Annotated in this window: 26 protein-coding genes; 9 read left to right on the plus strand and 17 right to left on the minus strand. The window is 59.1% G+C overall.

Going from position 1 to position 26,811, the window contains the following annotated elements; translation table 11 throughout:
• The first annotated feature begins 166 nt into the window (after positions 1 to 166).
• The 3 genes from puuD (at position 167) to GH784_RS24070 (ending at position 3,669) form a co-directional block, all read left to right on the plus strand.
• The gene (gene puuD / locus GH784_RS24060; RefSeq protein ID WP_065702280.1) at positions 167 to 1,429 is read left to right on the plus strand and encodes a urate hydroxylase PuuD; all 1,263 of its coding nucleotides are present in this window, start codon (positions 167 to 169) and stop codon (positions 1,427 to 1,429) included.
• On the plus strand, positions 1,426 to 2,736 hold the full coding sequence (gene guaD, locus GH784_RS24065) for a guanine deaminase (RefSeq protein ID WP_065702279.1): 1,311 nt from the start codon (positions 1,426 to 1,428) through the stop codon (positions 2,734 to 2,736). Before puuD ends, guaD begins: the two co-directional genes overlap by 4 nt.
• Before the next feature lie 210 nt (positions 2,737 to 2,946).
• Positions 2,947 to 3,669, plus strand: coding sequence for a sulfite exporter TauE/SafE family protein (locus GH784_RS24070; RefSeq protein WP_080580902.1), 723 nt, complete (start codon positions 2,947 to 2,949; stop codon positions 3,667 to 3,669).
• Positions 3,670 to 3,688: 19 nt separating this feature from the next.
• Here the strand turns inward: GH784_RS24070 and GH784_RS24075 are convergent, their stop codons facing one another.
• Positions 3,689 to 4,303, minus strand: coding sequence for a hypothetical protein (locus tag GH784_RS24075; RefSeq protein ID WP_236768929.1), 615 nt, complete (start codon positions 4,301 to 4,303; stop codon positions 3,689 to 3,691).
• 148 nt (positions 4,304 to 4,451) lie between these two features.
• On the opposite strand from GH784_RS24075, the gene GH784_RS24080 reads away from it, so the two are divergent.
• The gene (locus GH784_RS24080; protein WP_065702278.1) at positions 4,452 to 5,585 is read left to right on the plus strand and encodes an alpha-hydroxy acid oxidase; all 1,134 of its coding nucleotides are present in this window, start codon (positions 4,452 to 4,454) and stop codon (positions 5,583 to 5,585) included.
• 203 nt (positions 5,586 to 5,788) lie between these two features.
• On the opposite strand, the gene GH784_RS24090 is transcribed toward GH784_RS24080, so the two are convergent.
• Positions 5,789 to 6,133 (minus strand): DMT family transporter, encoded by a 345-nt coding sequence (locus GH784_RS24090; protein ID WP_025594230.1) that lies wholly within the window; start codon positions 6,131 to 6,133, stop codon positions 5,789 to 5,791.
• Entirely contained in the window at positions 6,130 to 6,714 is a 585-nt protein-coding gene (locus GH784_RS24095) for a TetR/AcrR family transcriptional regulator (protein ID WP_083211486.1), read from the minus strand. The genes GH784_RS24090 and GH784_RS24095 overlap by 4 nt, the downstream gene beginning before the upstream one ends.
• A 190-nt stretch (positions 6,715 to 6,904) precedes the next feature.
• On the opposite strand from GH784_RS24095, the gene GH784_RS24100 reads away from it, so the two are divergent.
• Entirely contained in the window at positions 6,905 to 8,182 is a 1,278-nt protein-coding gene (locus GH784_RS24100; RefSeq protein WP_025594233.1) for a D-alanyl-D-alanine carboxypeptidase, read from the plus strand.
• 3 nt (positions 8,183 to 8,185) lie between these two features.
• Here the strand turns inward: GH784_RS24100 and GH784_RS24105 are convergent, their stop codons facing one another.
• The 9 genes from GH784_RS24105 to GH784_RS24145 all read right to left on the minus strand — a co-directional run bounded on the left by GH784_RS24105 (position 8,186) and on the right by GH784_RS24145 (position 14,152).
• Positions 8,186 to 8,929 (minus strand): metallophosphoesterase family protein, encoded by a 744-nt coding sequence (locus GH784_RS24105; protein WP_065662187.1) that lies wholly within the window; start codon positions 8,927 to 8,929, stop codon positions 8,186 to 8,188.
• 5 nt (positions 8,930 to 8,934) lie between these two features.
• Positions 8,935 to 9,291: a hydroxyisourate hydrolase gene (gene uraH / locus GH784_RS24110; protein ID WP_003513673.1), complete on the minus strand. Its 357-nt coding sequence runs from the start codon at positions 9,289 to 9,291 to the stop codon at positions 8,935 to 8,937.
• Positions 9,288 to 9,788, minus strand: a complete 501-nt coding sequence (locus GH784_RS24115) for an ureidoglycolate lyase (RefSeq protein WP_019565157.1) — start codon at positions 9,786 to 9,788, stop codon at positions 9,288 to 9,290. Before GH784_RS24115 ends, uraH begins: the two co-directional genes overlap by 4 nt.
• 3 nt (positions 9,789 to 9,791) lie before the next feature.
• The gene (locus tag GH784_RS24120; protein ID WP_003513677.1) at positions 9,792 to 10,154 is read right to left on the minus strand and encodes a HepT-like ribonuclease domain-containing protein; all 363 of its coding nucleotides are present in this window, start codon (positions 10,152 to 10,154) and stop codon (positions 9,792 to 9,794) included.
• On the minus strand, positions 10,151 to 10,441 hold the full coding sequence (locus tag GH784_RS24125) for a nucleotidyltransferase family protein (protein WP_003513679.1): 291 nt from the start codon (positions 10,439 to 10,441) through the stop codon (positions 10,151 to 10,153). The genes GH784_RS24120 and GH784_RS24125 overlap by 4 nt, the downstream gene beginning before the upstream one ends.
• A gap of 53 nt (positions 10,442 to 10,494) precedes the next feature.
• Complete coding sequence (gene uraD / locus GH784_RS24130; protein WP_065702276.1) at positions 10,495 to 10,992, minus strand: 2-oxo-4-hydroxy-4-carboxy-5-ureidoimidazoline decarboxylase; 498 nt, start codon at positions 10,990 to 10,992, stop codon at positions 10,495 to 10,497.
• Positions 10,992 to 11,915 (minus strand): allantoinase PuuE, encoded by a 924-nt coding sequence (puuE, locus tag GH784_RS24135; protein WP_003513682.1) that lies wholly within the window; start codon positions 11,913 to 11,915, stop codon positions 10,992 to 10,994. The genes uraD and puuE overlap by 1 nt, the downstream gene beginning before the upstream one ends.
• A 209-nt stretch (positions 11,916 to 12,124) precedes the next feature.
• The gene (locus GH784_RS24140) at positions 12,125 to 12,832 is read right to left on the minus strand and encodes a DUF1045 domain-containing protein (protein WP_065702275.1); all 708 of its coding nucleotides are present in this window, start codon (positions 12,830 to 12,832) and stop codon (positions 12,125 to 12,127) included.
• A gap of 93 nt (positions 12,833 to 12,925) precedes the next feature.
• Complete coding sequence (locus GH784_RS24145; protein WP_236768930.1) at positions 12,926 to 14,152, minus strand: NAD(P)/FAD-dependent oxidoreductase; 1,227 nt, start codon at positions 14,150 to 14,152, stop codon at positions 12,926 to 12,928.
• Between GH784_RS24145 and mnmD the strand changes: the two genes are divergently transcribed.
• Positions 14,151 to 14,894 (plus strand): tRNA (5-methylaminomethyl-2-thiouridine)(34)-methyltransferase MnmD, encoded by a 744-nt coding sequence (gene mnmD / locus GH784_RS24150; protein ID WP_065702273.1) that lies wholly within the window; start codon positions 14,151 to 14,153, stop codon positions 14,892 to 14,894. The two genes, GH784_RS24145 and mnmD, sit on opposite strands and share 2 nt — an antisense overlap.
• A gap of 33 nt (positions 14,895 to 14,927) precedes the next feature.
• Here the strand turns inward: mnmD and GH784_RS24155 are convergent, their stop codons facing one another.
• Positions 14,928 to 18,626 (minus strand): response regulator, encoded by a 3,699-nt coding sequence (locus tag GH784_RS24155; RefSeq protein WP_065702272.1) that lies wholly within the window; start codon positions 18,624 to 18,626, stop codon positions 14,928 to 14,930.
• Between the two features lie 465 nt (positions 18,627 to 19,091).
• Between GH784_RS24155 and GH784_RS24160 the strand changes: the two genes are divergently transcribed.
• Positions 19,092 to 20,570 carry a DEAD/DEAH box helicase gene (locus GH784_RS24160; RefSeq protein ID WP_003513690.1) on the plus strand — a complete coding sequence of 493 codons (1,479 nt, stop codon included), beginning with the start codon at positions 19,092 to 19,094 and terminating at the stop codon, positions 20,568 to 20,570.
• 91 nt (positions 20,571 to 20,661) lie between these two features.
• Here GH784_RS24160 and GH784_RS24165 read toward each other — a convergent pair whose 3' ends face one another.
• The 4 genes from GH784_RS24165 to GH784_RS24180 all read right to left on the minus strand — a co-directional run bounded on the left by GH784_RS24165 (position 20,662) and on the right by GH784_RS24180 (position 23,957).
• A complete protein-coding gene (locus tag GH784_RS24165; protein ID WP_013636669.1) occupies positions 20,662 to 21,570 on the minus strand; it encodes a DMT family transporter in 909 nt (302 codons plus the stop codon).
• A gap of 163 nt (positions 21,571 to 21,733) precedes the next feature.
• The gene (locus GH784_RS24170; protein WP_025594242.1) at positions 21,734 to 22,123 is read right to left on the minus strand and encodes a DoxX family protein; all 390 of its coding nucleotides are present in this window, start codon (positions 22,121 to 22,123) and stop codon (positions 21,734 to 21,736) included.
• Between the two features lie 241 nt (positions 22,124 to 22,364).
• On the minus strand, positions 22,365 to 22,982 hold the full coding sequence (locus GH784_RS24175; protein ID WP_153793915.1) for a L,D-transpeptidase: 618 nt from the start codon (positions 22,980 to 22,982) through the stop codon (positions 22,365 to 22,367).
• Between the two features lie 78 nt (positions 22,983 to 23,060).
• Positions 23,061 to 23,957, minus strand: a complete 897-nt coding sequence (locus tag GH784_RS24180) for a DMT family transporter (RefSeq protein ID WP_065687111.1) — start codon at positions 23,955 to 23,957, stop codon at positions 23,061 to 23,063.
• A gap of 482 nt (positions 23,958 to 24,439) precedes the next feature.
• Between GH784_RS24180 and GH784_RS24185 the strand changes: the two genes are divergently transcribed.
• On the plus strand, positions 24,440 to 25,849 hold the full coding sequence (locus GH784_RS24185; RefSeq protein WP_003513699.1) for a circularly permuted type 2 ATP-grasp protein: 1,410 nt from the start codon (positions 24,440 to 24,442) through the stop codon (positions 25,847 to 25,849).
• Positions 25,850 to 25,852: 3 nt separating this feature from the next.
• The gene (locus GH784_RS24190; RefSeq protein WP_003513700.1) at positions 25,853 to 26,794 is read left to right on the plus strand and encodes an alpha-E domain-containing protein; all 942 of its coding nucleotides are present in this window, start codon (positions 25,853 to 25,855) and stop codon (positions 26,792 to 26,794) included.
• Positions 26,795 to 26,811 lie beyond the last annotated feature (17 nt).

A 26,811-nucleotide genomic window follows, 5' to 3' on the forward strand; every position in this document is an offset into this window, starting at 1 on the left:
CCTTGACGATTGGGCGGGGCCGGAAGCGGGGCGTCGCCGCGCCTGCGCCAAAGTTGTGGACACGAGCGTACGGGATTGTGAACAATCATAGTGCGGTGTTTGCTTTTCCCTTTCCTAACGGTCAAATTTCTCGCAAGGTGCGCTGCACAAGGATCAGGGGAACCGAATGTACGAATATGCCATTGCGTGGGAATGGATGGCCTTTGCCGTCCGCTGGCTCCACGTCATCACCGCCATCGCCTGGATCGGCTCGTCCTTCTATTTCATCGCGCTCGATCTTGGGCTGGTCAAACGGCCGCATCTGCCGCCGGGGGCCTATGGCGAGGAGTGGCAGGTGCATGGCGGCGGCTTTTACCACATCCAGAAATATCTGGTCGCCCCGGCCCAGATGCCCGAACACCTGACATGGTTCAAATGGGAAAGCTACGTCACCTGGCTGTCCGGCTTCGCCATGCTGTGCATCGTTTATTACGGCGGCGCCGACCTTTTCCTCATCGACCATTCGGTGCTGGCGCTCACCCAGTTCCAAGCCATCTGTCTGTCGCTGGCATCGCTTGCCGTCGGCTGGCTGTTTTACGATTTCCTCTGCAAATCGCCGTTTGGCAACAACACCTGGGGCCTGATGGTGGTGCTTTACGTCGCGCTGGTGGCGATGGCGTGGGGCTATACGCAGGTCTTCACCGGCCGCGCCGCCTTCCTGCATCTCGGCGCTTTTACCGCCACCATCATGTCGGCGAATGTGTTCTTCATCATCATTCCCAATCAGAAGATCGTCGTTGCCGACCTGATCGCCGGGCGCACGCCGGACCCGAAATATGGCCGCATCGCCAAACAGCGCTCATTGCACAACAACTACCTGACGCTGCCCGTCATCTTCTTCATGCTGTCGAACCACTATCCGCTGGCCTTTGCGACCGAGTTCAACTGGATCATCGCAGCACTTGTCTTCCTGATGGGCGTCACCATCCGCCACTGGTTCAACACCACCCATGCCCGCAAGGGCAAGCCGACATGGACCTGGCTGCTGACCGCGCTCATCTTCATCGTCATCATGTGGCTTTCCACCGTGCCGAAGGTGCTGACCGGCGAAGAAGAACAGAAGGCGGCAACGCTTTCGCCGATGCAGCAGCAATTCGTCAGCGACGCCCATTTCGCGAGCGCCCGCGATGTCGTTCAGGGCCGCTGTTCCATGTGCCACGCCGCCGAGCCGGTGTGGGAAGGCGTGCCCTTCACGCCGAAATCTGTGAAGCTCGAAACCGACGCGCAGATCGCCGCACACGCCCGCGAAATCTATTTGCAAGCCGGCCGCAGCCATGCCATGCCTCCCGGCAACATCACCGCCATCACCCCGCAGGAGCGCAAAGTGCTGACCGCATGGTACGAAAGCGCCGTTTCCGCGGGCAAAGACGCCAAGGAAAAAACCGAATGAGCATGGTTCTGCTGCGTGGCCGCCTGTTAAGCTTCCGCCGCGCGCCGCTCGCAATCGACGATACGCAAAGCTATCTCTACATCGAGGATGGCGGCCTGCTTATCGAAAACGGCAAGATCGCCGCCATTGGCGACTATGCCGATATTCGCAAGCAGGCACCTGATGACATTGAGGAGAAGGACCACCGCCCTCATCTCATCGTGCCGGGCTTGATCGACATGCACCTGCATTTCCCGCAGATGCAGGTCATCGGCTCCTATGCCGCCAACCTTCTGGAATGGCTGAATACCTATACTTTCCCGGAAGAATGCCGTTTCGTCGAAAGCGCGCATGCCCAGCGCATCGCCACACATTTTTACGATGAGCTTCTGCGCCACGGCACCACCACGGCTGTCGCCTATTGCTCCGTGCACAAGACCTCAGCCGATGCGTTTTTCACTGAGGCCCTGAACCGCGGCATGCTGATGGTGGGCGGCAAGGTGATGATGGACCGCAACGCCCCGCAGGGCTTGCTGGACACGCCGGAAACCTCCTATGACGAGACCCGGGCCGTCATCGCCGACTGGCACGGCAAGGGCCGCAACCACGTCGCCATCACGCCTCGCTTCGCCATCACTTCTACGCCGAAACAGATGGAAGCAGCCCAGGCGCTGGCGCAGGAATTTCCCGATCTCTTCATCCAGACGCATCTTTCCGAAAATCTGGACGAGATCAAATATACCTGCGAGCTCTACCCGGAAGCGACCGATTACACCGACATCTATGTGCGTTACGGCCTGATGGGCAACAAGACCCTGCTCGGCCACGCCATCCACCTCTCGGAACGTGAGGCGGACGTGCTGTCGGAAACTGGTGCAGTCGCCGTGCATTGCCCCACATCGAACCTCTTCATCGGCTCCGGCCTCTTCCCGATGAAAAAGCTGCAACGGCGCGAAAAGCCGGTGCGTATTGCGGTTGCTACCGATATCGGCGGCGGATCGAGCTATTCCATGCTGCGCACCATGGATGAGGCCTACAAGATCCAGCAATTGCTGGGCGAACGCCTGAACCCGCTGGAAAGCTGGTATCTGATGACGCGCGGCAACGCCGAAGCGCTTTCCATGGTCGACCGCATCGGCACGCTGGACGCCGGCACGGATGCCGACATCACGGTACTCAACGCCTCTTCCACGCCCGCCATGGCGCTGAAGATGGAAGTGGTGAAAAGCCTGACCGAAGAACTGTTCCTGATGCTGACCATGGGCGACGACCGCACCGTCGTCGAAACCTACGTGGCCGGCAAGGCGATGAAAAGCGCGCTTGCATAGTTCGGTTTAGGCCGAAACATCAGGTCGTGGCCTCATCTATATCAGTACATATTGAAACGAGCGGGCGTCGCCTGTTTTTCTCTCCACGCCGGGGAGAAGAAACAGGCCGCACTCGCCCGTTTCATATGATTGCCTGACAGCCCAAGTCAGCCGAAATGCGAATGACCTCTGGAGTGCGCCGTGCCGGATTTTGAGACAACCACAACGCTCATGATTGTCGCGACATTCATCGTCGCGGGCGTCGTCAAGGGCGTCACCGGCATGGGCCTGCCGACCGTTGCCATGGGCGTTCTCGGCCTTTTCATGCCGCCGGTCGTTGCAGCTGGCCTGCTCATTCTACCCTCCTTCATCACCAATATCTGGCAATTGCTGGCCGGACCCGATTTCAAGGCGATTGTCTCGCGACTATGGCCGATGATGATCGCCATTGCCGTCGGCACGCTTCTCGGCATCCGGCTGATGACATCAGGCACCGGCGTCTGGACCACCTCGGCGCTCGGATTGTGCCTCGCGGCCTACGCAGCCTACAGCCTTCTTGCAAAGCCCTTCGCCGTTCCCGCAAGGCTGGAACCGAAACTCTCCCCGGCCGTCGGGCTGGCGACCGGCCTTCTGACCGGCGGCACCGGAATTTTCGTGGTCCCCGCCGTGCCCTATATACAGTCGCTTGGCTTCAGCCGCGACGATCTCGTGCAGGCGCTTGGCCTGTCCTTCACCGTTTCCACCGTTGCGCTTGCCGCCGGCCTTGCCTCTCAGGACGCCTTCCGCGTCGAGCACATGTCGCTTTCCGCACTCGCCGTCCTGCCAGCGCTTCTCGGCATGTGGCTTGGTCAGAATATCCGCCGCATCGTCACTCCCGCGACATTCAGGCGCTGGTTCCTAATCTGCCTGCTATTGCTTGGGGCTGAGCTGTTTTTGCGAGCATTCTGGAGCTGATTCAAGCGCAGTCGAACCGTCACCGCTTCAGAGGCGCAATCAAATTATAGGCGACAATTTCTTCGTCTTCCGTCCCCTCATCGTAAATCTTCGCCACCGTGGCGCGCAGATCCGGCGAATAAACCGCTGTCCATCGTTCCTCCTCTTTGCCGTTTTTACGAATGTCGTAGGTCACATAAAACACCTCGTAATTGCAGAATTTAATCGGAAAGGCGCGCCGCTTCGTAACTGCAAGGGTCAGTGACCACTTATCCTCGATTTTGGTAGTTTCGAGGGGCAGAAATTCAAAAGTGCGTCGAGCGCCAACTTTCAGAGGCCAGAATGCTTCCAGATTTGACGTAAAGTGCTGGCTGTAATTGCCGTCATCGCCCGAACGCGCCAGCTCGATTAACCCCCGAAAGAGAAAAAGCCTCTGTTTGCCTGCGCCTTGAAAATCATTCTCCACCAAGACGATCGGTCCGGATCGCCTGAATTCGCTGCGCACCTGACCGTGGGCAAGAACAAACTCATCTCCATCATTTTTACCGGAGGGGCACTCGGCGGCTAAAACAATCGCGGGCGAAATAAGAACTGCGATAAATAATCTGAGTAAATAATTTAACATATTAAAATACGATATTACTTGAGAAACCATCTGAATTATTATCGAAATACAGTATATTTCAAGCATAATTCCTAGCCATTTGCGAGTGCAAAAAGCACTGCTGCAAAGACGATTGCCATCGCGTAAACGCGATTACCATGTTATGTGAAGCCATCATTCAAATGTGAAGGCTTTATCCATGGGCAAAATCCTCACCATAGCGGACCTGAAGAAACAGGCTCAGCGCCGTGTGCCGAAGATGTTTTTCGACTATGCCGATAGCGGCGCCTGGACGGAAGGCACCTACCGCGCCAATGAGGAGGATTTTTCCAAGATAAAGCTACGCCAGCGTGTGCTGGTGGATATGACCGACCGGTCGCTCGCCACCGAAATGATCGGCCAGAAGGTTTCGATGCCGGTGGCGCTCTCCCCCACTGGCCTCACCGGCATGCAGCATGCCGATGGCGAGATGCTGGCGGCAAAAGCGGCGGAAGAATTCGGCGTGCCTTTCACGCTTTCCACCATGAGCATCTGCTCCATCGAGGATGTCGCCTCCGTCACCTCCAAACCTTTCTGGTTCCAGCTTTACGTGATGAAGGACCGCGACTTCGTCAATAATCTCATCGATCGCGCCAAAGCCGCCGGATGCTCGGCGCTGGTGCTGACGCTCGACCTGCAAATTCTCGGCCAGCGCCATAAGGACCTGCGCAACGGCCTCTCCGCCCCGCCGAAATTCACCCCGAAACACATCTGGCAGATGGCCACACGGCCGAAATGGTGCCTCGACATGCTGCGCACCCAGCGCCGCAGCTTCGGCAATATCGTCGGCCACGCCAAGAACGTCTCCGACCTCTCGTCGCTCTCCTCCTGGACGGCCGAGCAATTCGATCCGCGCCTGTCGTGGAAGGATGTCGAATGGATCAAGGAGCGTTGGGGTGGCAAGCTCATACTCAAGGGTATCCTTGACGAGGAAGATGCGCGCGCCTCGCTCGATACCGGCGCGGACGCCATCATCGTTTCCAACCACGGCGGTCGCCAGCTCGACGGCGCGCATTCCTCGATCGCCATGCTGCCGAGGATCGTCTATGCCGTTGGCGACAGGGTGGAGGTGCATATGGACGGCGGCATTCGCTCCGGCCAGGACGTGCTGAAGGCAGTAGCACTCGGCGCCAAGGGCACCTACATCGGCCGCCCGTTCCTCTACGGCCTCGGCGCGGATGGCAAGCAGGGCGTGACGACGGCGCTCGAGATCATCCGCAAGGAAATGGATATCAGCATGGCGCTTTGCGGGAAGCGGCTGATTACGGACGTCGACCGCAGCATTCTGGCGTGATGGTGACGACACGGCATACAACGTAAAGATAGAAGCCGATGCTTCGGTAAGAACATCGCCTTTACGCCGCCTCCCTCATTCCTGTGCTTGTCACAGGGATCCAGCCAGCCCAAGCCCTTGGGCTGAAAGGACTATTTTCGTCGCGCAGACGCGCGGTGGCTGGATTCCTGTGACAAGCACAGGAATAAGGTGGAGAAGTCCGCTCAATGCCCCACCGTCTTCGAAAACACATTGACGATCACCACCCCGGTCACGATGAACCCAAGACCAACCACCGCAGCAATATCGAGCGTCTGGCGGAACACGAAATAGCCAATGCCGGAAATGAGCACGATGCCAAGCCCGCTCCAGATCGCATAGGCAACGCCGACCGGCAGCGCCCGGAGCGTGAACGACAGGAGATAAAAGGCCGCACCGTAAAACAGCGCCATCAGCACCGTCGGCAACAGCTTGGTGAATTGCTGCGATTGCTGCAGAAAGGAAGTTGCGATGACCTCGCAGACGATAGCCGCGACAAGCGCTCCATAAGTCAAAACAGCCGCGTTCATCGTTCCACTTCCTTTTTCGTCTGGGCGATCATCCGGGCCCTCAGAGCCGCCCTGTCGCCACCCGCTTTCCCGTCGTCGGCGAGTAGATCGGCAAACCAGATGCCGTCAGCCGCAAGCCGCACCATCTCCAGCACCACCCCGTCATCCGTTTCTTTATGACGGGCAAGGCGCCCCTCAATCCAGCTGTTCCACATGCGCCGAAGCGACGGTTCACCGACCATGGAAACCGAGATCGCTGCCCATTGCCTGCCCGAATCCCTGCCCCGATCCGAGAAAACCGCGTTCACATAGGCCCTTGTGAAGCTCCCAAAAGCTTCACAATCCTGTGAGATGAGGTCGTCGATCTCAGTGTCCAGAGCCGCCAGAAGGTCAGTCATCACCGCTTCCAGCAGCACCTGCTTGGAGGGAAAATGATGAAACAACCCACCCTTCGTCACCCCGGCGGCATCGGCCACTGCCTGCACGGAAAGCGCCGCAACCCCCTGCTCGGCAGCGAGTTTCGCCGCGCAATCGAGAAGATTGCGGCGAACGATCTCAGGCTGCTTTTTGCGTTCATGTGCATTTGTCATGGCGATAAACATACCGGATGGTTGGTTTCTTTGCAAGGAAATTGTGAGGGCGACGGCCGACTTGAATTTCATACTTAATTAAGCATGAAAGCGATCTCTAAAGTTTTAGCGGTTTTGTTGCCGGAAAGTGTCAGTAAAACTTCGCCCATCGCGGCGATCGAACATAAAGGGGTGGACCATGTCGGGAACGATCAAACGGGGAATGGCGGGCGCATGGGTATTCGCACTCGCCTTCTTTTGCGCGATCCTCTCATTGCAGGCATCGCCTGCGCAGGCCGGTTATGCCCATTTCATCATGGATGCCAATACCGGCAAGGTCCTCGCCGCGCAGAACGCCGATGTGCTGAACCACCCGGCATCGCTGACCAAGATGATGACGCTCTATATGACCTTCGAGGCGTTGCACGCCGGCCGAATTCGCTGGGACCAGAAGATAAGGATGTCCAGGAACGGCGCAGCCGTCATCCCCTCGAAGCTTTATGTGCGTGAGGGCCAGACGTTTACGGTCCGCGAAGCCGTCTACGGCATGATCGTCAAATCCGCCAATGACATGGCGGAAGGCATGGGTGACCATCTCGGTGGGTCCGAGGCACAATTTGCGCAGATGATGACCCGTAAGGCCCGCCAGCTTGGCATGACCAAGACGGTTTTCCGCAACGCCTCCGGCCTGCCCAGCAAATCGCAGGTGACGACGGCGCGCGACATGGCGAAACTCGGACTTGCGCTGCAGCGCGACTTTCCGAAAGAATACGGCCTCTTTGCCATGGAATCCTTCAGCTTCCGGGGCAAGCGCATCCGTGGCCACAATAATCTGATGTATCGCTATCAGGGCATGGACGGCATCAAGACCGGTTACACCAATGCGTCGGGCTTTAACCTCGTCAGCGCCATCAATCACAATGGCCGCCGTGTCGTTGGCGTCGTGCTGGGCGGCAAGACCGCGCGCAGCCGCGATGCGCAGATGGCTGCTCTGCTGGACAAGGCGATGCCGCAGGCCTCGAGAAGCCGTAATACCGAACAGCTCGTGGCAAGCGCCAATGTCAGCCGCACCTTCGATGTGCCGCCCGCAGCCGTCCCTCCGGCAGCCGTACCATTGCCGATGTTTGCCGAGCGTCGCGCCGATCCGATCGCCATGCAGATCGCCACGGCGAACAGCCAGATGGCGGATATGATCCAGGTCTCTGCCATTCCGAAACCCGCACCCGCTGCACAAATGACCGGCCAACGCAGCCGCTGGGAAGTACAGATCGCCGCCACCGACAGCGAAGCTGCCGCCCGCTCGCTGCTCGCCAATGCCCGCTCCAACATCGCCGGCAGCTACTCCGGCATCGCGCCCTATACCGAAGCGGTGCAAAGCGGATCGGCAACGCTCTACCGCGCCCGCTTTACCGGCTTTGAAGACCAGTCTTCGGCGGTTTCCGCCTGCAAGGAGTTGAAGGCGCAGTCTTATGCCTGCGTTGTCATGAACAGCGAAGGGTGAGTTCTACCGCTTGAGCCAACCGTTTTCCAACGCATCGGCCAGATACGGAATGCCGTTGACCTTCGCCATTTCGGCCATGGCAAGATTATCGTAGCGTATCTGCCGGAAATAGACCTGCCAGCCGCGTGCGGTTTCTTCGAGCACGGCGTAGCTGGCAAGCGGATGACCAACCTCGACATGATGGTCAAACGGCGTGTCATCCTTCCAGCCGGGGCAGCCGACGCTGCCGGGATTGACGATCAGGCGGCCATCGGAGAGCTGCACGGTGCGGGCGATATGTGTGTGGCCGCACAACATCAGCGGCTGGGTGATGCCATCAGCCATGGCCTCGATTTCGGAAAGCGGTCGCAATTTCAGCACCCCTTCCGTCGAAAGCGTCTCCAGCCAGTACTCCAGATCACCGCGCGGCGAGCCGTGGCAGCAATAGGCGACGTCCTTGAACACCATGCTGAACGGCAGGGTGTGCAGCCAGTCCAGATGCGCGGCGGTCAGCTGCGCATGCGCCGGCCTCTCCCAGCTGCCCATCTCTTCCGGCGCGCGCTCGATCAATTCGCGATCATGATTGCCAAGAACGCTGGGTATCCAGTTGCCAACCAGCACATCGCCGGTAAAACCCGCTTCCAGCGGACCACTGAAGCAATCGCCGAGATTGACGATGTCCTTGATGCCAAGCCTCGCGATATCCTCAAGCACGGCCTCCAGTGCGGCGCAGTTTCCATGAATATCGGCTATGGCGGCAAAGATCATGGCGGTCAGCTTCCTCGATAGGTGGAGTAACTATAGGGCGAAAGCAGAAGCGGCACATGGTAATGGCCGCTCTCGTCGGCAATGCCGAAACGGATGGGGATGATGTCGAGAAAGGCGGGTTCCGCCAGGGTGACGCCCTTGCCACGCAGATAATCGCCCGCATGGAAAACCAGCTCGTATTCCCCGGCCTTGAAACTGTCGCCCACAAGTAGCGGCCCGCCATCAACGCGGCCATCGCTATTGGTCTTAACCGTCTTAATCTTCTCGCGACGATCACCCGAGAGCCGGTAAAGCTCGATCGTCAGCCCTTCGGCGGGCGTGCCATGGGCGGCATCGAGGACGTGGGTGGTCAAACCGGTCATAGGCTAGGCTCCGCGATCATGTAGGGCGCATCGAAAAAATGCTCTTCCAGATTGTTGCCCGGCCCCTCGCGATCGGCAACCAGAAAATCCGAAATCGCCTGCAGCGGCATCAACGGATAATGCCATACGTTGCGGCGGTAGTTCACGCCCTGATCGCCGCCCGCCAGAAAAGCCTGCGGCCGACCAGGCTTGCCGCCCTCGTCCTCGGCAACGACGACAAGGAAAGGCCTGCCGGACAGCGGCGAGAAACTCTGGCTGCCGAGCGGATGCCGCTCCATCATCTCGATTGTATGGGGAAAGGTACGCGGCTGTCCGCGGAAAATATTGAGGATGATGCGCGCACCCTCGCCCGCGGCCTCGGGTGCCGCAAGCGCATGATGCCGCTCGGTCTGGCCGCCATTGATGTGGCGCATGGAAGAGGGTGTAATTTCGATCACATCACCGAAGGATGCGAACGCCTCTTTGGTGAGAGGCTTGATCTCGAGAAAATCAGTCAAATGTCATTCACCTTGGGCATGCCAGTTTCGGAGGAGTGAGAGACGCGCCTGCAAATCCGGAATGCTCTGCGTTATCGTTTTCCAGACCACCGAGAGTTCCGCCCGGAAATAATCATGCACGATCAAATTGCGCATACCCTTCATCTTTATCCAGGGGATTTCCGGGTGCTGCTGTAAAAACGCGGGGTAATGCTTGTCCAGTTTTGCGACCGCCTCGCCAATCAGGGCAAGGCACATCATCACCGCCATCTGGGTTCGCGTATCGGAAGAAAAAGTGGCCTCATCCATATCCTGAATGAAATCCCGTATTCGGGAGGCGGCAACATCCATCTCCTTCAGGTAGAGCAGAAGTCGATCCGTACTCATACTGCCTTGGCTTCCATCAGAACACGCGCCCGGATATCCGAGTGCAGGCCGCCTGAGGTGACGACGTCAACCTCGACACCGAGGATAGTCTTCAGTTCCTCCAGCAATCCGCCAAGATCGAACAGAGTGGTCCCCGGCAACGCATCCACCAGAATATCCAGATCACTGTCCGGCCTGTCCTCGCCACGGGCGACGGAACCGAACACGCGCGGGTTTGCCGCGTTGAAGCGCTTCGTTGCTTCGCGGATCGCTTCCCTGTTCTTTTCCAGCACCTCGGAAGGTCTCATGGCCTCAATCTCCAGATAGCACGAGTATAGCGGAACGACCGCCGCTCGCCAATTCAACCCTCGGGCAGCATCGAGGAAAGGCGTAGCCAGGCGATCTTTTCCACCTGCGCCGTCGCCGTCGCAAATTCTGTCGCCGCATCATTGCCGATACGCGTCTCGAAGGCGGAGAGAATATCGTGCCTGTTCAGCCCCTTGACCGCAATGATGAACGGAAAGCCGAATTTTTGCGTATAGGCGGAGTTCAGCTCGGAAAAGCGCGCATGCTCCTCGGGCGAAAGCCGGTCAAGCCCTGCGCCTGCCTGTTCATTGCGGCTATCGGCGGTCAACCCACCTGCTATTGCGAGCTTGCCGGCAAGATCAGGATGCGCGCGCAAAACACCCAGCCGTTCCGCTTCGGAGGCGGCACGAAACTGCGCACATAATCCGCCATGAACCGCCTTCGCCGTTAACTCCAGACCTGCGCCTCCGACATCATAGGCCCGTTCGGCGATAAAAGGCGAATGTTCGAACACACCGCCGAAACGGCTGACAAATTCATCTCGCGTCAGCATCAGAGCGTTCCCGGCTTGTGGTTTTCATGCCAGTGACGAGCGATCTCGATACGCTGCGGGATCCACACCTTTTCATGGCCCAGCACATATTCGATGAAACGGCGAAGGGCTGCGGCGCGGCCGGGACGGCCGACGAGACGGCAATGCAGGCCGACGCTCATCATCTTCGGCGCGCCTTCAAGCCCTTCCTGATAAAGAACGTCGAAAGCGTCTTTCAGATAGGCGAAGAACTGGTCGCCGGAATTGAAACCCTGCGGCGTGGCGAAACGCATATCATTGGTGTCGAGCGTGTAGGGAATGATCAGGAAGGGTTCATCCTGCAATCCCTTCACCCAATAGGGCAGATCGTCGGCATAGGAATCGGACGAATAGAGAAAACCGCCCTCTTCCATGACGAGACGCAACGTATTGTCGGAAGGCTTGCCCTGATACATGCCAAAGGGGCGCTCGCCCGTCAGCTCCGTATGCAGGCGCACGGCTTCGGCAATATGCTTGCGCTCTTCCTCCTCGGAAAAATCCTTGTATTCCAGCCAGCGATAACCGTGGCTGGCGATTTCCCAACCCGCTTCCTTCATTGCCGCAACGGCTTGCGGGTTGCGCGCCATGGCAGCGGTCACGCCATAAACAGTTGTGGTGACGCCGAGATCGGTGAACATGCGCCACAGCCGCCAGAAACCGGCGCGTGAGCCATATTCGTAGATCGATTCCATGTTCAGGTTGCGCTGGCCGGGCCAGGGCTGCGCGCCGACGATTTCCGACAGCAGCGATTCCGACGCCTTGTCGTTGTCGAGAATGCAGCTTTCGCCGCCCTCTTCGTAATTGATGACGAATTGCACGGCGATGCGTGCGCCGCCCGGCCATTTCGGATCGGGACTATTGCGGCCGTAGCCCACCAGATTGCGGGAGTAATTCTCGGAAATCATTCAGCCACCCAAAACACCTCTCCCGACGCGGAACCCGCTTCTGGAAGACATGAGCAAAACAACCATCCGAAGGTGTCTGCCCGACACGGGTAAACACGACACGCTTCAGACATGCGATGCACGGACGGTAGCATCCGCATTCGGAATGTCGAGAGCAATTTTGCCGACATTCCGATGCTTTTTTGTGTACGATTTCTGTGGGGCGCTTCTCAGGCGATCTTTCGGGCGGAAACACGACCCATGGGGTGCAGCGAGTGCACCCGGAAAGGCGCACCGGGTTCATCCTCGATGAAAAGCGCAAGGCTGGAAAATGACAGAGGCCGAGTGAGCAGCGGCTCGAAAACCTTGCGCACGGCACGCTCGATCCTCTGGCTGCTGGAAGGCTCGACACCGCCCGTCAGCGACATCTGAAAACGGAACTCGTCCATCACATGCGGACTGCCCCAGCGATGCAGATTGGTCAGCTGCGAAGCCGAAAGCCGGTCGGGATCCGCCCGCTCGATTTCCGCCTCGGAGAGCGGCGCGCGGTAGCGGTCGAATTCCTGCACCACACGGGCTGCGAAAAAATTCAGCACTTCGCAGGGGCGCTCGGGAACGAGGCTGAAGACATTGTCATGCCGCGCCACTATAAGTTGTGGCAGCATGAAGGGGTCCTGCCTGCCGGAAAAATACATCAGGTCGCGCAACAATGCGGCCTCGGAATGACCTTCGGCAAGACGGAACGGGGCTTTTATGGTGCCGTGGAAACCATAACGGCGCGGCAGGGCAGTATGGTAGGAAATCTCCTGCATGCCGAGATCGATCGTGCCCGGCGGCTCCACCGCATGGCCTGAATAGGCATCGCGTCCCAGCCACGCGGCAGCCGCCTGCGTCAGCGGGTCGTTGGGGGAAGGCGTGAAATGGATGGCGTATCGCATGCGCTATCACCTCGCCGCAAATGCGGCCAAACGGGGCTCTTTGCAGGCCAGCAAGTAAGCGATTTGCGTGACAGATTAACGACGTGGACCAAACTAATCAGAAGTTTCTAAAGTCCGGACGGCAATACTCACGTGTTCTTGAAGGCGAAAACCGGAAGGCACGTCCGGCGTGTGGCCACACACGGCCTGCAACGCAGCATCTGCAAGATAGTGGGCAAGGCCGAAGCTGACCTTGAAGCCGCCCGATAACGCCACGAGCCGCGGATATTCGGAAAGTGTACCCACCATCGGGTCCCGTCCAACCGCCTTCGGCCGCAACCCGGCCCAGCGTTCGATCACCGGCGCACGGCCAAGCGACGGCACCACGGCGCATGCATCCGCGAGCAATTTTTCCAGCTTTTCGTCGGTGCTGAATGGATCGGAAAAACAATCTTCGCTGGTACTGCCGATGGCGACGGTGCCATCCTCATGCGGCACGATGTAGAGGCCGTTCAGAAAAACGACCGGCATGGCCGGATCGGCCGCAGCATCCAGAAGGGCGGCCTGCCCCTTCACCGCCTGTCCAAGCACAATGCCGGGTTCCAGACCTATGGCATCGCGGATCAGCGTGAAGGAACCATGGCCGTTGGCGACGATGACATGATCGAAGGCGACCTCGTCGCCCGACGACAGCACCGCCCATCCTTTATCCGGATCGAGCGAGACGACGCGGCACTGTTCCGCCACCCGCACATGCCCGGCGTTGCGGAGGAAAGCCGACAGAAGGGTTATCATCGCCCGGGGAGAAACCCGTGCAGCCAGCGTATCCAGCACGAAGCCCGCTTGTCCCGCCGCATCGTCCACCCATCCGGCAACGGAAGGGCTGTCACCGACATGCCAGTGGAACCGGCGCCCGTCTGAAACCCAGTTTTCCCCGGCATCCCGCTCGTGCCGTTCGGCAATGCTGCGCAAATGTGGTTTCGGCAGGGGAATGATCCGGCCGCAGCGCCGATAACCGGCGGAAAGCCCGGTCTCGGCTTCCAACTCGGCGATCTGTTTTTCCAGCGCGACGAGAGCGTCGAACTGGAATTGCTTCTTGTCCGACCAGCGGTCCGGCATATGCGGCATCAGTGCGCCCAACAGCCCGCCGCTTGCACCATCTCCAAGACAGCCCGCTTCCAGCAGCAGGGCGTTTATGCCCATCCTCTCTGCCTTGACGGCAGCCCACAGTCCCAAAATGCCGCCACCGACGATGAGGAGCGGCACCGAGCCAGGCAATCTTGGCGCCCGCAATCTTGGTGATTGACCAGATTCGAAAGCGGGACTATCGGCATTAGTCATGACACATTCCAAGGAAAACACCGCAGATCTCGGTTCGGCGGCCGACAATCCGCCCGCCGCGCTCGACTGGCGTGAGGGGGATATGCCCTATTCGCTAGCCTTTGACGATCATTTTTATTGCCAGACGGATGGCAGGCTGGAATGCGGCCATGTCTTTCTGTCCGGAAACGGCCTGCCGCAGCGCTGGCTTGAGCGAGAGAGCATCTTCCGCATCGGCGAACTTGGCTTCGGCACCGGTCTCAATCTCTGCGAGACCTGGCGTCAATGGAAAGAGGTGCGCAACGGTCACTCCAAGCTGCATTTCATGTCCTTCGAACTCTACCCCATGAAGGCGGACGAGATTGACCGGGCGCTTTCCCGCTGGCCGGAAGTTGATACCGAACGCAAGGCACTGGTCGCCCGCTGGCCGGCGGACCCGAAAGGCGAGGTCGATATCGAACTGGACGACCAGACGCGCCTGACAGTGGTGTGCGGCGAAGCGCTCACCGGCATTTCCGGCAGAAGCGAAGGCTTCGACGCCTGGTTTCTGGACGGTTTCGCCCCTGCCCGCAATCCCGACATGTGGTCGCTGGAAATCATGCAGACGCTGTTCGGCAAAACGGTACCGGGGGGCACATTCGCCACCTATGCCGCCGCTGGCTTCGTCCGCCGCAACCTCATCGCCGCCGGTTTTGAACTGGAGCGCCGCAAAGGGTTTGCCGGAAAGCGTGAGATGCTGTGCGGCACCAAGCCATCCCACTGAGACGGCTCCCACAGCAGCAACCGGCCTTCACTGTCAGGCGGTCGGCACGTCGCGGCGTGGCATCGCGTCTCCCAGCCATTGCGCGATCTTGTCCTCGAGAATTTCGGGGCTGATGGGCTTCGACAGATAATCATCCATGCCTGCTGCGATGCAAAGCTCGCGGTCCGCGTCCTGTGTATGCGCGGTAACGCCGATGATCGGAACATGCCGGCCGTCGGCAGCCGCCTGTTCGGCAGCGCGGATGGCCAGTGTCGCCTGATGCCCGTTCATCACCGGCATCGACACATCCATAAGGATGACGGCGGGATTGTGCTCCTCCCACGCCTGAACGGCCTTCTTGCCATTGCCGACGATCAGGAACCGCAAACCCGCTTGCTGCAATATCTGGGTGAAGACGATCTGGTTGACGTCGTTGTCCTCGGCCACCAGCACATCCACAAGGCAGGGTCGGCGCCGGTCTGGAACCGTCGTCGGAGGTGACACAACCCGCCGCTTCTTGTCCGTGGGGCCATTGTCTGGCCGCACCGGCGCATCGCTGCCGCCTGACCCCAGCCCCTGCGGATCCTGCCGGGCGCGTTTCTGCCGCACGTCCCGCACCACATCGAACAGGGTGGAACGCAACAGACGCGCCCGCGCCGGCTTCATCAGATGCGCCTGCACGCTGAGATCGGTGAAAAGGCTCTCGTCACCTACGACATCCATAGACGTCAGGAACACGATGGCGATATCGTCGAAACGGCTATCCGCCCTGATCCGCTCGACCACATCCAGCCCGTTCATAACAGGCATGTGATAATCGAGAATGATGGCGTCGATGGCAAAACCGAGGGACGCAGCCTCCTGCAGCACGGCAATGCCTGATGGCCCGTCCTGCACAGCATGGCCGTCGATACCCCAAGTCTTCAGTTGCTCCGTCAATATGCGGCGATTGACGTCGTTATCGTCGATGACGAGTACGCGTATATCCTCGATCGCCATGGCAAGAAGCGGAGCGTCGCGCCGTTTTTCCGTAACGTGAAACGGAATATTGACCTCGAAGGTCGATCCCTTGCCGACTTCGCTCACCACATTGATCGTACCGTCGAAAAGACCGACAAGACCGACCGTGATCGCCAGTCCCAATCCCGTTCCCTCGTGCCGCCGCGTCGCTGAGCCGTCGACCTGGCTGAATTTGTCGAAGATGGTTTCGAGCTTGTCTGCGGGAATGCCGATGCCGCTATCTTCGACGCGCAGCGACAGAATGGTCTCCGAAGCTTCCGCCGACTGCGCCGAAAGTTCGATCAGCACATGCCCCATTTCCGTGAACTTGACGGCGTTTCCAACAAGATTGGTGACGACCTGGCGGAACCGCCCGGCGTCCCCCATGACCTTGCCGAAAACCGACGGATCGATCCGGACGACCAGTTCTATGTTCTTTTCCAGCGCCGCTGAGGACAGGAGGGAAACCACATCCTCCACCGCTTCCGCCGGATCGAAAGGCACGCTGCGCAGCTTCATCTGCCCGGCCTCGATCTTGGAGAAGTCGAGAATGTCGTTGATGATCGTCAGGAGCGCATTGCCGGATTTGACGATGATATCGGTGAAGGTTTTCTGCCGCGTATCCAGATTGGATTTGGCCAGAAGTTCCGCCATGCCGAGCACGCCATTCATCGGCGTGCGGATTTCATGGCTCATATTGGCAAGGAATTCAGATTTGGCGCGATCTGCCGCTTCCGCGCGGGAAAGCAGCCGCTGCAACTCCTCCTCGCGCATCTTCATCTCGGTGACGTCGGTGACGATGATGAGCCAGTAATTGCCGGAACTGTTGGTCGCTTCCAGATTGAGCCACGTCTTTCCGGCAATATGGATCAGCCAGGAGAACGGCCTGTTGGCGGCTATGTGCTCTCTCCAGGCGGTCAGCGTCGCGGCCGCCTCCTCTTTGGTGCCAAAATCTCCGCGCCCGGCGCAATGGGCAAAGAACCCCGACCAGTTGCAGCCCTTTTCCAGCAGCTGCGGCGGCACATCGAACATTCGCGCCACAGCCTCGTTGGACATGATGATGGTTCCCTGCTCGACCAGCACCAGCCCCTGCGCCATGGCGCGCGTGGCACCCTGCATATATTCGCCGACACGCTCAAGTTCGGCCTTTGCCTCACTGATCTCGGCGTCGCGCATGCGCACATCGGTCACATCGGCATAGGTGCTGAGGATTTTTCCGCCGTCGAGGCGGGTCTTGGAAATGACGGTGACCTTGCCGCTTTTGCTGCGCACCTCGCGCGGCGTGAAGACCTTGTCGTTGAGCAGCCGTTCTGCGCGCTGGTTGTAGAGCTCCTCGAAGGGTATATCGCCATAGTCATAAAGGCCGCTTTCGAAATTCGCCTCCATGAATTCGCGATAGCTTTTGCCGACAAGCGACTTCTCGCCGCCGATTTCGCCCCATAACGTGTCGAAGCACGGATTGACATATTCGATGACGAGATCCGCGTTGAGGAGCAGTACGCCAACCGGCAGGGCATGAAGAACCGTTTCGAACTGGCGATGCAGCGCTTCGGCCTGCGCCTGCGCCGCGATCAGCGCATTTTCCCGCTCCTTCAGCAGGCTGACATCGGTGACTGAACCCACCAGATAATATTCGTCATCGGGCGTCGTGACCCGGCCGAGCCGGGTTATGACCGGAACGGCACCGCCATCCGAAAGCGGAATGGTTCCCGTCTTTTCAATCGCCTCTCCGGTTTGCAGGATATGCTCGTTTTCCCGCTGGAACTCTGCGCCCTCCTCCGGAAACATCTCGCATTCGGTCTTGCCCAAATAGTCGGCGAGGCTGCCGCCCCGGAATTTCTCAAAGGCCGCATTGGCAAAGGTCAGCCGCCTGTCCTGATCCCGCAGGAACACGCCCACGGGCAATTGCTCAAGCGCGGCGCGCAGCAGCCAAGTCTCGCGGATCTGCTTGCTAAGCAGGGTCTCATGCGCCTTGAACTCCGTCACATCGACGCGAAGCCCCACCAGCATGCCGTTTTCCAGCCGCTTGTTGACCATACGCACCCAGCGGCCATCGGCAAACTGCTCCACCCTTTCGAGATAGGGCAGGGAAAAATCCCGCAACTGCTTCTGCAGCCATGCCTGATAATCCGGATCGTCCGATTTCACGCTGCGGTAGCCGCTCGAGAAATAGACCGCCTCCATCAGCGTCTCAAGCCGGGTGCCGGGCTTTAGCTGGAGGTTGAAATCACTGTAGAATTCCACGAAACGCGCATTGCAATAGACGAGCCGGTTTTCACGGTCATAAATTACGATGCCGGCATCGATGAGGTCGATAACGCCGCTGTCGAACAGCAGGTCGGCGCTGCCGCCGTCCGAAACACCCTTCACGACAGAGGGCGCCTCTTCGAACACCTCAAACAGGAACAGACTGCCGTCATCGCCGGTGAAACGTTCGCAACGCAGCTTGTAAGGCCCTGAAGATGCTGCACCATGGCATGAAATCACTTCGTCCGTGGCAAAGACCAGCGAGCGGCGCTCCCTGTCCTCGCGCTCGGCATCGCGAATATCGGCGGAAAGGGCAAGGCTGGTGTGGCCCGTGAACGCGGCGGGCGGACGCCCCATGACCCGGCCATAGGCTGCATTGACCATGAGGTAGTGAAGCTCGCTGTCCTTGATGCACGCGGGCAAATCCAGGGCGGCGATTGCCCCGTAAGCTTTTTCCAGCAACCCGCATCCTTGGGTCAAGCGATACTCCACACCGTGCAGTTCCATCCTTGTCGAATCAAATATTTCCAGACGTCGTTGCAAAAACGTTATGTGAGAAAACCGCTATTTGCTATGTGCGGAATGGTCGCTTTACCCTTTTTTAACCATAATTATTCGCGAGCCTCCGCGCCTTGCCGGTAATCGCCAGCCTTCCTTCTGCATGGCAGCCATGCGCCGCGGGACGGCAGCGTTACAAAACTATTGCTTGACTTTACGCCATAAAACGCCCACATGCCGGTCAAGCTTTCACCTTCGGCAGCCGCGTGAGCTGCAGCACATGACCAAGATGACTTGGCCCGCATGAAGGAAAAGCGCAACGAATACAGAAGACGGCGTTTTGCCGCACTGATGCGCAGAAAGTTATTCCAACCCACAAGTTCCCAATTCACGCGGGGTTCTTGACGCCGAAACCGCCGGACAGCAGCAACTGCTCCGGACGATTGGTTTTTGGCGCCCCGAAAGGCATTACTATTGACCAGTTTTAGCGAACTCGGCCTCTCTGAAAAGATTGTGGCCAGCGTTACCCAGCTCGGCTACACAACCCCCACCCCCATTCAGGCAAAGGCCATTCCGCTGCTGCTTGAAGGCCGTGATCTCATCGGCCTCGCACAGACCGGCACGGGCAAGACAGCAGCATTCGGCCTGCCCATCATCGAAATGCTGATGAAGCAAGCCGACCGCCCGGCAAACCGCACCACCCGCACCCTCATCCTTGCACCGACCCGCGAACTGGTGAACCAGATCGGCGAAAACCTGCGCTCCTTCGTGAAGAAGACGCCGCTGCGCATCAACCAGGTTGTCGGCGGCGCGTCGATCAACAAGCAGCAGCTTCAGCTCGAAAAAGGCACGGACGTCCTGGTGGCGACACCCGGCCGCCTGCTGGACCTCATCGCCCGCAACGCGATCTCGCTTTCCAAGGTCACCTATCTGGTGCTTGATGAAGCCGACCAGATGCTCGATCTGGGCTTCATTCACGATCTGCGCAAGATTTCCAAGATGGTTCCGGCCAAGCGCCAGACCCTGCTGTTTTCGGCAACGATGCCGAAGGCGATTTCCGAGCTTGCCAGCAACTTCCTGACGGACCCGATCAAGGTCGAGGTAACACCTCCGGGCAAGGCCGCCGACAAGGTCGAGCAGTACGTGCATTTCGTCGCCGGCAAGAATGACAAGACCGACCTTCTGAAGAAGTCGCTCAACGAAAACCCGGATGGCCGATCGATCGTTTTCCTGCGCACCAAGCACGGCGCGGAAAAGCTCTACAAGCATCTGGAACATATCGGCTTCAAGGTCGCTTCCATCCACGGCAACAAGAGCCAGGGACAGCGCGAGCGGGCACTGAAGGGCTTCAAGGACGGTGAGATCAAGGTTCTGGTCGCAACCGACGTCGCTGCCCGCGGCATCGATATTCCGGCCGTGACGCACGTCTTCAACTACGACCTGCCGGAAGTGCCCGACGCCTATGTCCACCGCATCGGCCGTACCGCCCGTGCCGGCCGCGACGGCATTGCCATCGCGTTCTGCGCACCGGACGAAACACGTCTGCTGCACGATATCGAGAAGCTGATGAAGATCGATATCCCGGTTGCATCCGGTGAACGTCCGGCCGGTCTTGCCAGCCCGACGCGCCCGAACAACAACAACCGTGGTCGCAACAACAATGGCGGCCAGCCGCGTGGACCCCGCGAAGGCGGACGCCACAATGGCGAGCCCCGTCCCTCGCGTCACCACGCCCCGCGTGATGCGGACAACGATCTGGAAGTCACGTCAGACTTCAAGCGCGTGAAGACGGCGGAAGGTGACGCAGGTCGCCCGGCCGGCCCTCGCAAGCAGCGCCGCCCTGCCCGCAAGCCCGGCGGCAGCGGTGGCAACCGTCACGCTCCTGCTGGCGGCAACGGTCAGGAAAAGCGCGCTTCCGGCAACGGAAACGGCAATCGCGGCCGTAACCGCTAAGTAACTTAACTCTGCGCGAGCCGATTCCCCGGTATCGCGTGTCTACCTTCAAACCCCGCAAGCGCAGGCTTGCGGGGTTTTCTTTTTGCTCTCAACCGCCCTGCGCCAAAGACCGGCGCCGCGACGGCAGGGTCATGGCCAGCACCCCGGCAATCACGCAGACAAGACCCACCCACATGGCAGGCGTCGGCACTTCTCCAAGAAACACCATGCCAATGGCGACACCTATCGGAACCCGCAGATACGCCTGCGACGTGGTACCGACCGAACCGAGCGTCTGCATCAGCCGGAAATAGACCATGAAGGCGAGCGCGGTTGAAAAGACGCTGAGGCACACAAGTGCGGTGAGCGACGCCGGAGATGGCGACAATGTCCAGGGCCGGTCAACGATCACGCTCACCGGCAGCAGAAGCACGGCGCCGCAGATCAGCGAGCCGGCGGCAGGCATAACGGGATCGAGACCCCTGAAGTTTTTGCTGAAGATGGCGGCACAGGCGTAGGAAAAGGCCGCAGTCAGCACGGCAATCTGGCTCCACAGCGCCTCACCCGCCCCGTTTAACGCATCCAGACCGATGATGAGACAGACACCTGTCATGCCCGCAACAGTGCCGAACAGCTTGCGCCCGCTGACCTGCTCATGCCGGATGATCAGCGCAGTGAGAAGAAAGGTGAAGATCGGCGTCGTCGCATTGAGGATGACGGCGAGACCGGCATCGATGCTCTGCTCCGCCCACGCGATCAGCGTGAAAGGCAATACGCTGTTGATGCAGGCCTGAACGAAGAAGAGCCGCCATGTGGCGAAATCCCGCGGCAACCGCAGCCCGCGCAGGCGAATGACCGCCAGCAGCAACAGACCGGCAATCAGGGTTCTTGCGGCAATGAAGGTCAGCGGTGGTATGGTTTCCACCCCGATCTTGATGAAAGTGTAGGATGCGGCCCACAGAGTGGACAACAGGGCAAGCAGCAGCAATTCGCGGGCGATAGGGTTTTGACTGGTCACGGATCAATTTTCCAACTGCGTTCAGGATGAACCGTTCCTAACCCGAAAACAAGCATCTATGCTTCGGTGACGGCCGAAGTTTCCACCGCTTCAAAAGCATGAAGCCCCGCACGGTACCAGCCATGCGGGGCTTCAATGACAGACCGGTGATTGCAGCGGCCGATCAGGCCCGGCGTTCATCCACCGAGAAAGCGCCCGGACCGGCAAACACGAGGTAAAGGAAGATGAAGCAGAACAGGATCGCGGCGTCGCCCCCATTGAGAGCGGGGAAGAAGCTCTTAGGCCCGTGCGCAATGAAATAGGCAACAGCCATCTGGCCGGACAGGATGAAGGCAACCGGACGCGTGAAAAGGCCGACCAGCACGAGAATGCCGCCAACGGCTTCCAGAAGCGCCGCCACCAGCAGCATCGTCGGCAGGGAGCCGTCCATCTGTGATGCCGGGAAACCGAACAGCTTCTGCGTTCCATGCGAAATGAAAAGCAGCGCCGTCATGATGCGCAGCGCCCCGAGTGCCTGCGGGCGGTAGCGGGAGAGATTGTCGAAAATTGCCATGTTCATGTGTCCCCGTTGAAGTGGTGCGACGCTCGATACAGCGCAATCATGCCTTTATGGATACACGTCTCGAACACCGAAAATCACATTTCCGATATAGCAGAACTCCCTTAAATACATAAAGGAAGTCATTCTACACATGGTTGATTTTCCACCATAAAACTGCGCCCATGTGGAAAAAATCAACCCAAGGATACAGGCATTTTTTCGAGTGGCAAAGGCGGAAAAATCCGCCTCTACGTCAGGCCTGAAGCACCACGACCCTGGAGCCAACCGGCACGCGGCTGTAAAGATCGATGATGTCGTGGTTCAGCATCCGGATACAGCCGCTTGACATGGCGTGGCCGATGGATTGCGGCTGGTTGGTGCCGTGCAGACGGAACATGGTGTCGTTGCCGCCGCGATAGAGGTAGAGCGCCCGTGCGCCGAGCGGATTGTTAGGCCCCCCCTCCATGCCGCCGGCGTATTTCAGATTGCGCGGATCACGGCGCATCATGTTTGCGGTCGGCGTCCAGGAAGGCCATTCCGACTTCCGGCCGATATAGGCGTCGCCCTTCAGCGCAAGCCCCTGGCGACCGACGCCGACGCCGTAACGCATTGCCCGTCCATCGCCAAGTACGTAGTAAAGACGCCGCGCGGGCGTATCCACAATCACCGTTCCAGCCGGATGCGCGGTATCGTATGCCACTTCCTGCCGGCGCAGCTCGGGCTTCACCTTTTCGAGATGCATTTCCGGAAGCGGAAACTTCTCGTCCGGCTTCGCCGCAAAATTAAGCCTTTGCTGCCCGATGCCGGAACTTGCGCAGCCGGCCAGCAACAGCGGCAATCCGAACAGAACACCACGACGTGAAATAGACATGTAACCCCCGCCAAATCTCTAGATTAACGAGAGGTATAATTTTATGGTTAACAAATCTCTAATATGAGGTTGTAGGAATTAATGTGCCTCAACCGGCGCTGCGGGCCGGCGGTTGGCCAGATACACCCCCGTTACCGCCAGGACCGTGCCGGCAATCATGGCAGGCGTCAGCGTTTCCCCGAAAAGCAGGGCCGCTTCCACGGCGGCAAGCGGCGGCACGAGATAGATCAGCGAGGCAGCGCGCGAGACCTGCCCGCGCCGGATGAGATAGAGCAGCAGGGCCACCGCACCGATGGAGATCGCGCCTACCGACCAGACGAGCGTGGCGGCAAGCCCGAGGCTCCAGTCCACATGACCATCCTCCAGCAACAGCGCGAAGGGAACGGTGACGATGAGGGCGCCGACATATTGCAGCGTGGCGACCGCCATGATGTTTCCGCCATGGACGTATTTCTTCTGGTAGAGGGTGCCATAGGTCACGGACGTCATGCCCAGCACATTCACCGCCACGGCATAAAGCGGCACGGAAAGGCCGAGCGCGCCTGACGCCATGACCTTCGGCAGCACGGCGATGGCAATGCCGACAAAGCCGAGAAGCAAGCCGGCACGCTGCACCGGAGAGATCTTTTCGCCGATCATGTAACGGGCGGCAACCGCCGTCATCAACGGCTGCAAACCGGCAATAATGCCGCCGATCGCCGCCGGCACGCCCTGCCCTATCGCCCACCAGATCATGCCAAGGTAAAGGCCGTGCAGGAACACGCCGGACAAGATTGCCCGGAAAACATCGATGCGCCGTTCAGGCCATTGAATGGAGGAAAACCGGCAGATCGCCCACAATATCGCACCCGCCAACAGGTAACGCAGACAGAGGAAGGTCAGCGGACCAGTATAATAAACGGCATATTTCGCGGTGACCCAGCCGGTCGACCAGAGAAAGACGAAGATGGCCGGAGCCAGACGGTCGAGCGACATGGGAATTCCCCTGTGCCGCGTGATGCCCCGCAACCGGACATGGGCCCGGGACATAAGGCATGCGGCGAATTGACATTTTTACGACTTGAAGCAACCGGTGAACTACCCGGCCGGATCTCGGCGCGCACCCCTTGGCGAAACACAGCCGTCCAAGCTAGCCGGTATCCCCATCCCCGCAAAAGGTCAAAAGTGTTTTGGTGATCGCATCTTTCAGATTTTCTGATGCCACACCCAAAACCCATCAACCGAAAGCGAACGAACAAAATTTGTGCATTCGCCCACGGCGCACACAGTGCCACCACCCCGTTCCACCCCACCTTGCCCTGCAACCAATTTGCCAATGCCGCATTTATAGGCTGAAAGCGAAAAAACGCTTCTTTTTTAAAACTCTAGGGCGGTAAAAAATCTTCACGGAGGCCTCCGCATAGTTCTTGCATTGCATTTGTCGTTGTATTCATATGGCAAAAAAGGGGACATCGAAGTTGGCATTTGACGAAATGATAAATGCGGACAACGCGCCGCGAAGCCCATATGAAAACTATAACGAGTGGTACAGCCGGCAGGACAGGGCACACCTGATCCAGAAGTCTAAAGACGCGGAAAACATCTTTCGAAAAACCGGCATTACTTTCGCAGTCTACGGCCACGCCGACAGTTCAGAAAAACTGATCCCCTTCGATATCATTCCGCGCATCATTTCCGGGCGCGAGTGGCGCAAACTGGCCCAGGGTATCGAACAGCGCGTTCTCGCTCTCAACGCTTTCCTCGACGATATCTACCACAAGCAGGAAATCATTCGCGCCGGGCGCATTCCCCGCGAAATCATTGAGAAGAACGTCGCATTCCTACCGGAAATGATCGGTTTCACGCCACCCGGCGGCGTTTATACCCACATTGTCGGCACGGATATCGTCCGCACCGGCGAAGACCAGTTCTATGTTCTGGAAGACAACGCACGCACGCCTTCAGGTGTCAGCTACATGCTGGAAAACCGTGAAACGATGATGCAGATGTTCCCGGAACTCTTCCATGAAAACCGGGTGCAGCGGGTGGAGGATTATCCCTATCAGCTGCGCCAATCGCTCGCCTCGCTTGCACCCCCCGGCTGCACCGGCAAGCCGCGCGTCGCGGTGCTGACCCCCGGCATCTACAATTCCGCCTATTACGAACATTCCTTCCTGGCCGACATGATGGGCGTGGAGCTGGTGGAAGGGTCCGACCTGCGCGTCATGGACGGCAAGGTCAAGATGCGCACTACCCGTGGCTACGAGGCCATCGACGTGCTTTACCGTCGCGTCGACGACGATTTCCTTGATCCGCTCACCTTCCGGCCGGATTCGGCGCTCGGCGTACCCGGCATCATGGATGTCTACCGCGCCGGCAACATCACCATCGCCAATGCGCCGGGCACCGGCATTTCCGACGACAAGGCAATCTATTCCTACATGCCTGAGATCGTCGAGTTCTACACCGGCCGCAAGCCGCTTCTGGAAAACGTGCCGACATGGCGCTGTTCGGAGCCGGACAGCCTGAAATACGTTCTCGACAACCTTGCCGAACTGGTTGTCAAGGAAGTTCACGGTTCGGGCGGTTACGGCATGCTGGTCGGCCCCACCGCGTCGAAAAAGGAACGGGCGCTTTTTGCCGAAAAGCTGAAAGCCCGCCCCTCCAATTACATCGCGCAGCCCACGCTGTCGCTTTCCACCGTGCCGATCATGGTGAAAAACGGCATCGCGCCGCGCCATGTCGATCTGCGTCCTTATGTGCTGGTTTCAGACAAGGTGAAGATCATTCCCGGCGGACTGACCCGTGTTGCCCTCAAGCAGGGCTCGCTGGTGGTCAATTCCAGCCAGGGCGGCGGCACCAAGGATACATGGGTACTGGAGGACTAAGCCATGCTGGGCAGAACGGCAAACGGGCTCTACTGGATGTTCCGGTATATTGAGCGCGCTGAAAACATCGCCCGGCTTATCGATGCTGGCCTGCGCGTTTCCCTGACGCGCAGCGGCAGCGGCGATGAGGACTGGGACGGCGTGTTGCAGAGTGCCGGCGTGCACGAAGCCTTTCTCGAAACGCGCGAGAAAGTGACGGCGGCCAATGCGATCGATTATCTCCTGCGGGACAAGGCAAACCCTTCGAGCGTCATGTCCTGCATCGAGGCAGGCCGCAACAATGCCCGCATGGTGCGCACCGCGCTGACGCGCGAGACATGGGAAGCCACCAACGAATTCTGGATCGAGCTGAAGAACATCCTCGGCCGCAAGCTCAGCCATGCCGAACTGCCGCAGACCATCGATGTCATCAAGCATCGCGCCGGTCTGGTGCGCGGCGCCTTCCACGGCTCGATGCTGCGCAACGATCTCTATAATTTCTCCCGCATCGGCACCTTCATCGAGCGCGCCGACAACACCGCCCGCATTCTCGACGTAAAATATTACGTGCTGCTGCCGGCCGTGGCGCATGTCGGCTCCTCGCTGGACAATGCCCAATGGGAATCCATCCTCCGCTCCGTCTCGGCGCACCGCTCCTATGGCTGGGTCTACGATGCGGAATACAAGCCCGCCAACATCGCCGACTTCCTCATTCTCAACGGCCGCATGCCGCGCTCGCTCGCCTATTGCTATGAGAAGATCACCAGCAACCTCAATTACATAGCTGAGGATTACGGTGAAAAGCACAAGGCGCATGAAACGGCGGAGAGCATTCGCGACAGTCTGCGCAAGACAACGATCGATCGCGTCATGGATGAAGGCCTGCACGAGTTTCTGGAGAGATTTGTCAACCGGAACGGGCAGCTGGGGCAGGAAATCATGGAAGGCTACCGCTTTTATCTGTAAGCGCGTGGACGGGGACA

Origin of the sequence: Agrobacterium tumefaciens, assembly GCF_009649785.1 — a bacterium.
Lineage (GTDB): Bacteria > Pseudomonadota > Alphaproteobacteria > Rhizobiales > Rhizobiaceae > Agrobacterium > Agrobacterium tumefaciens.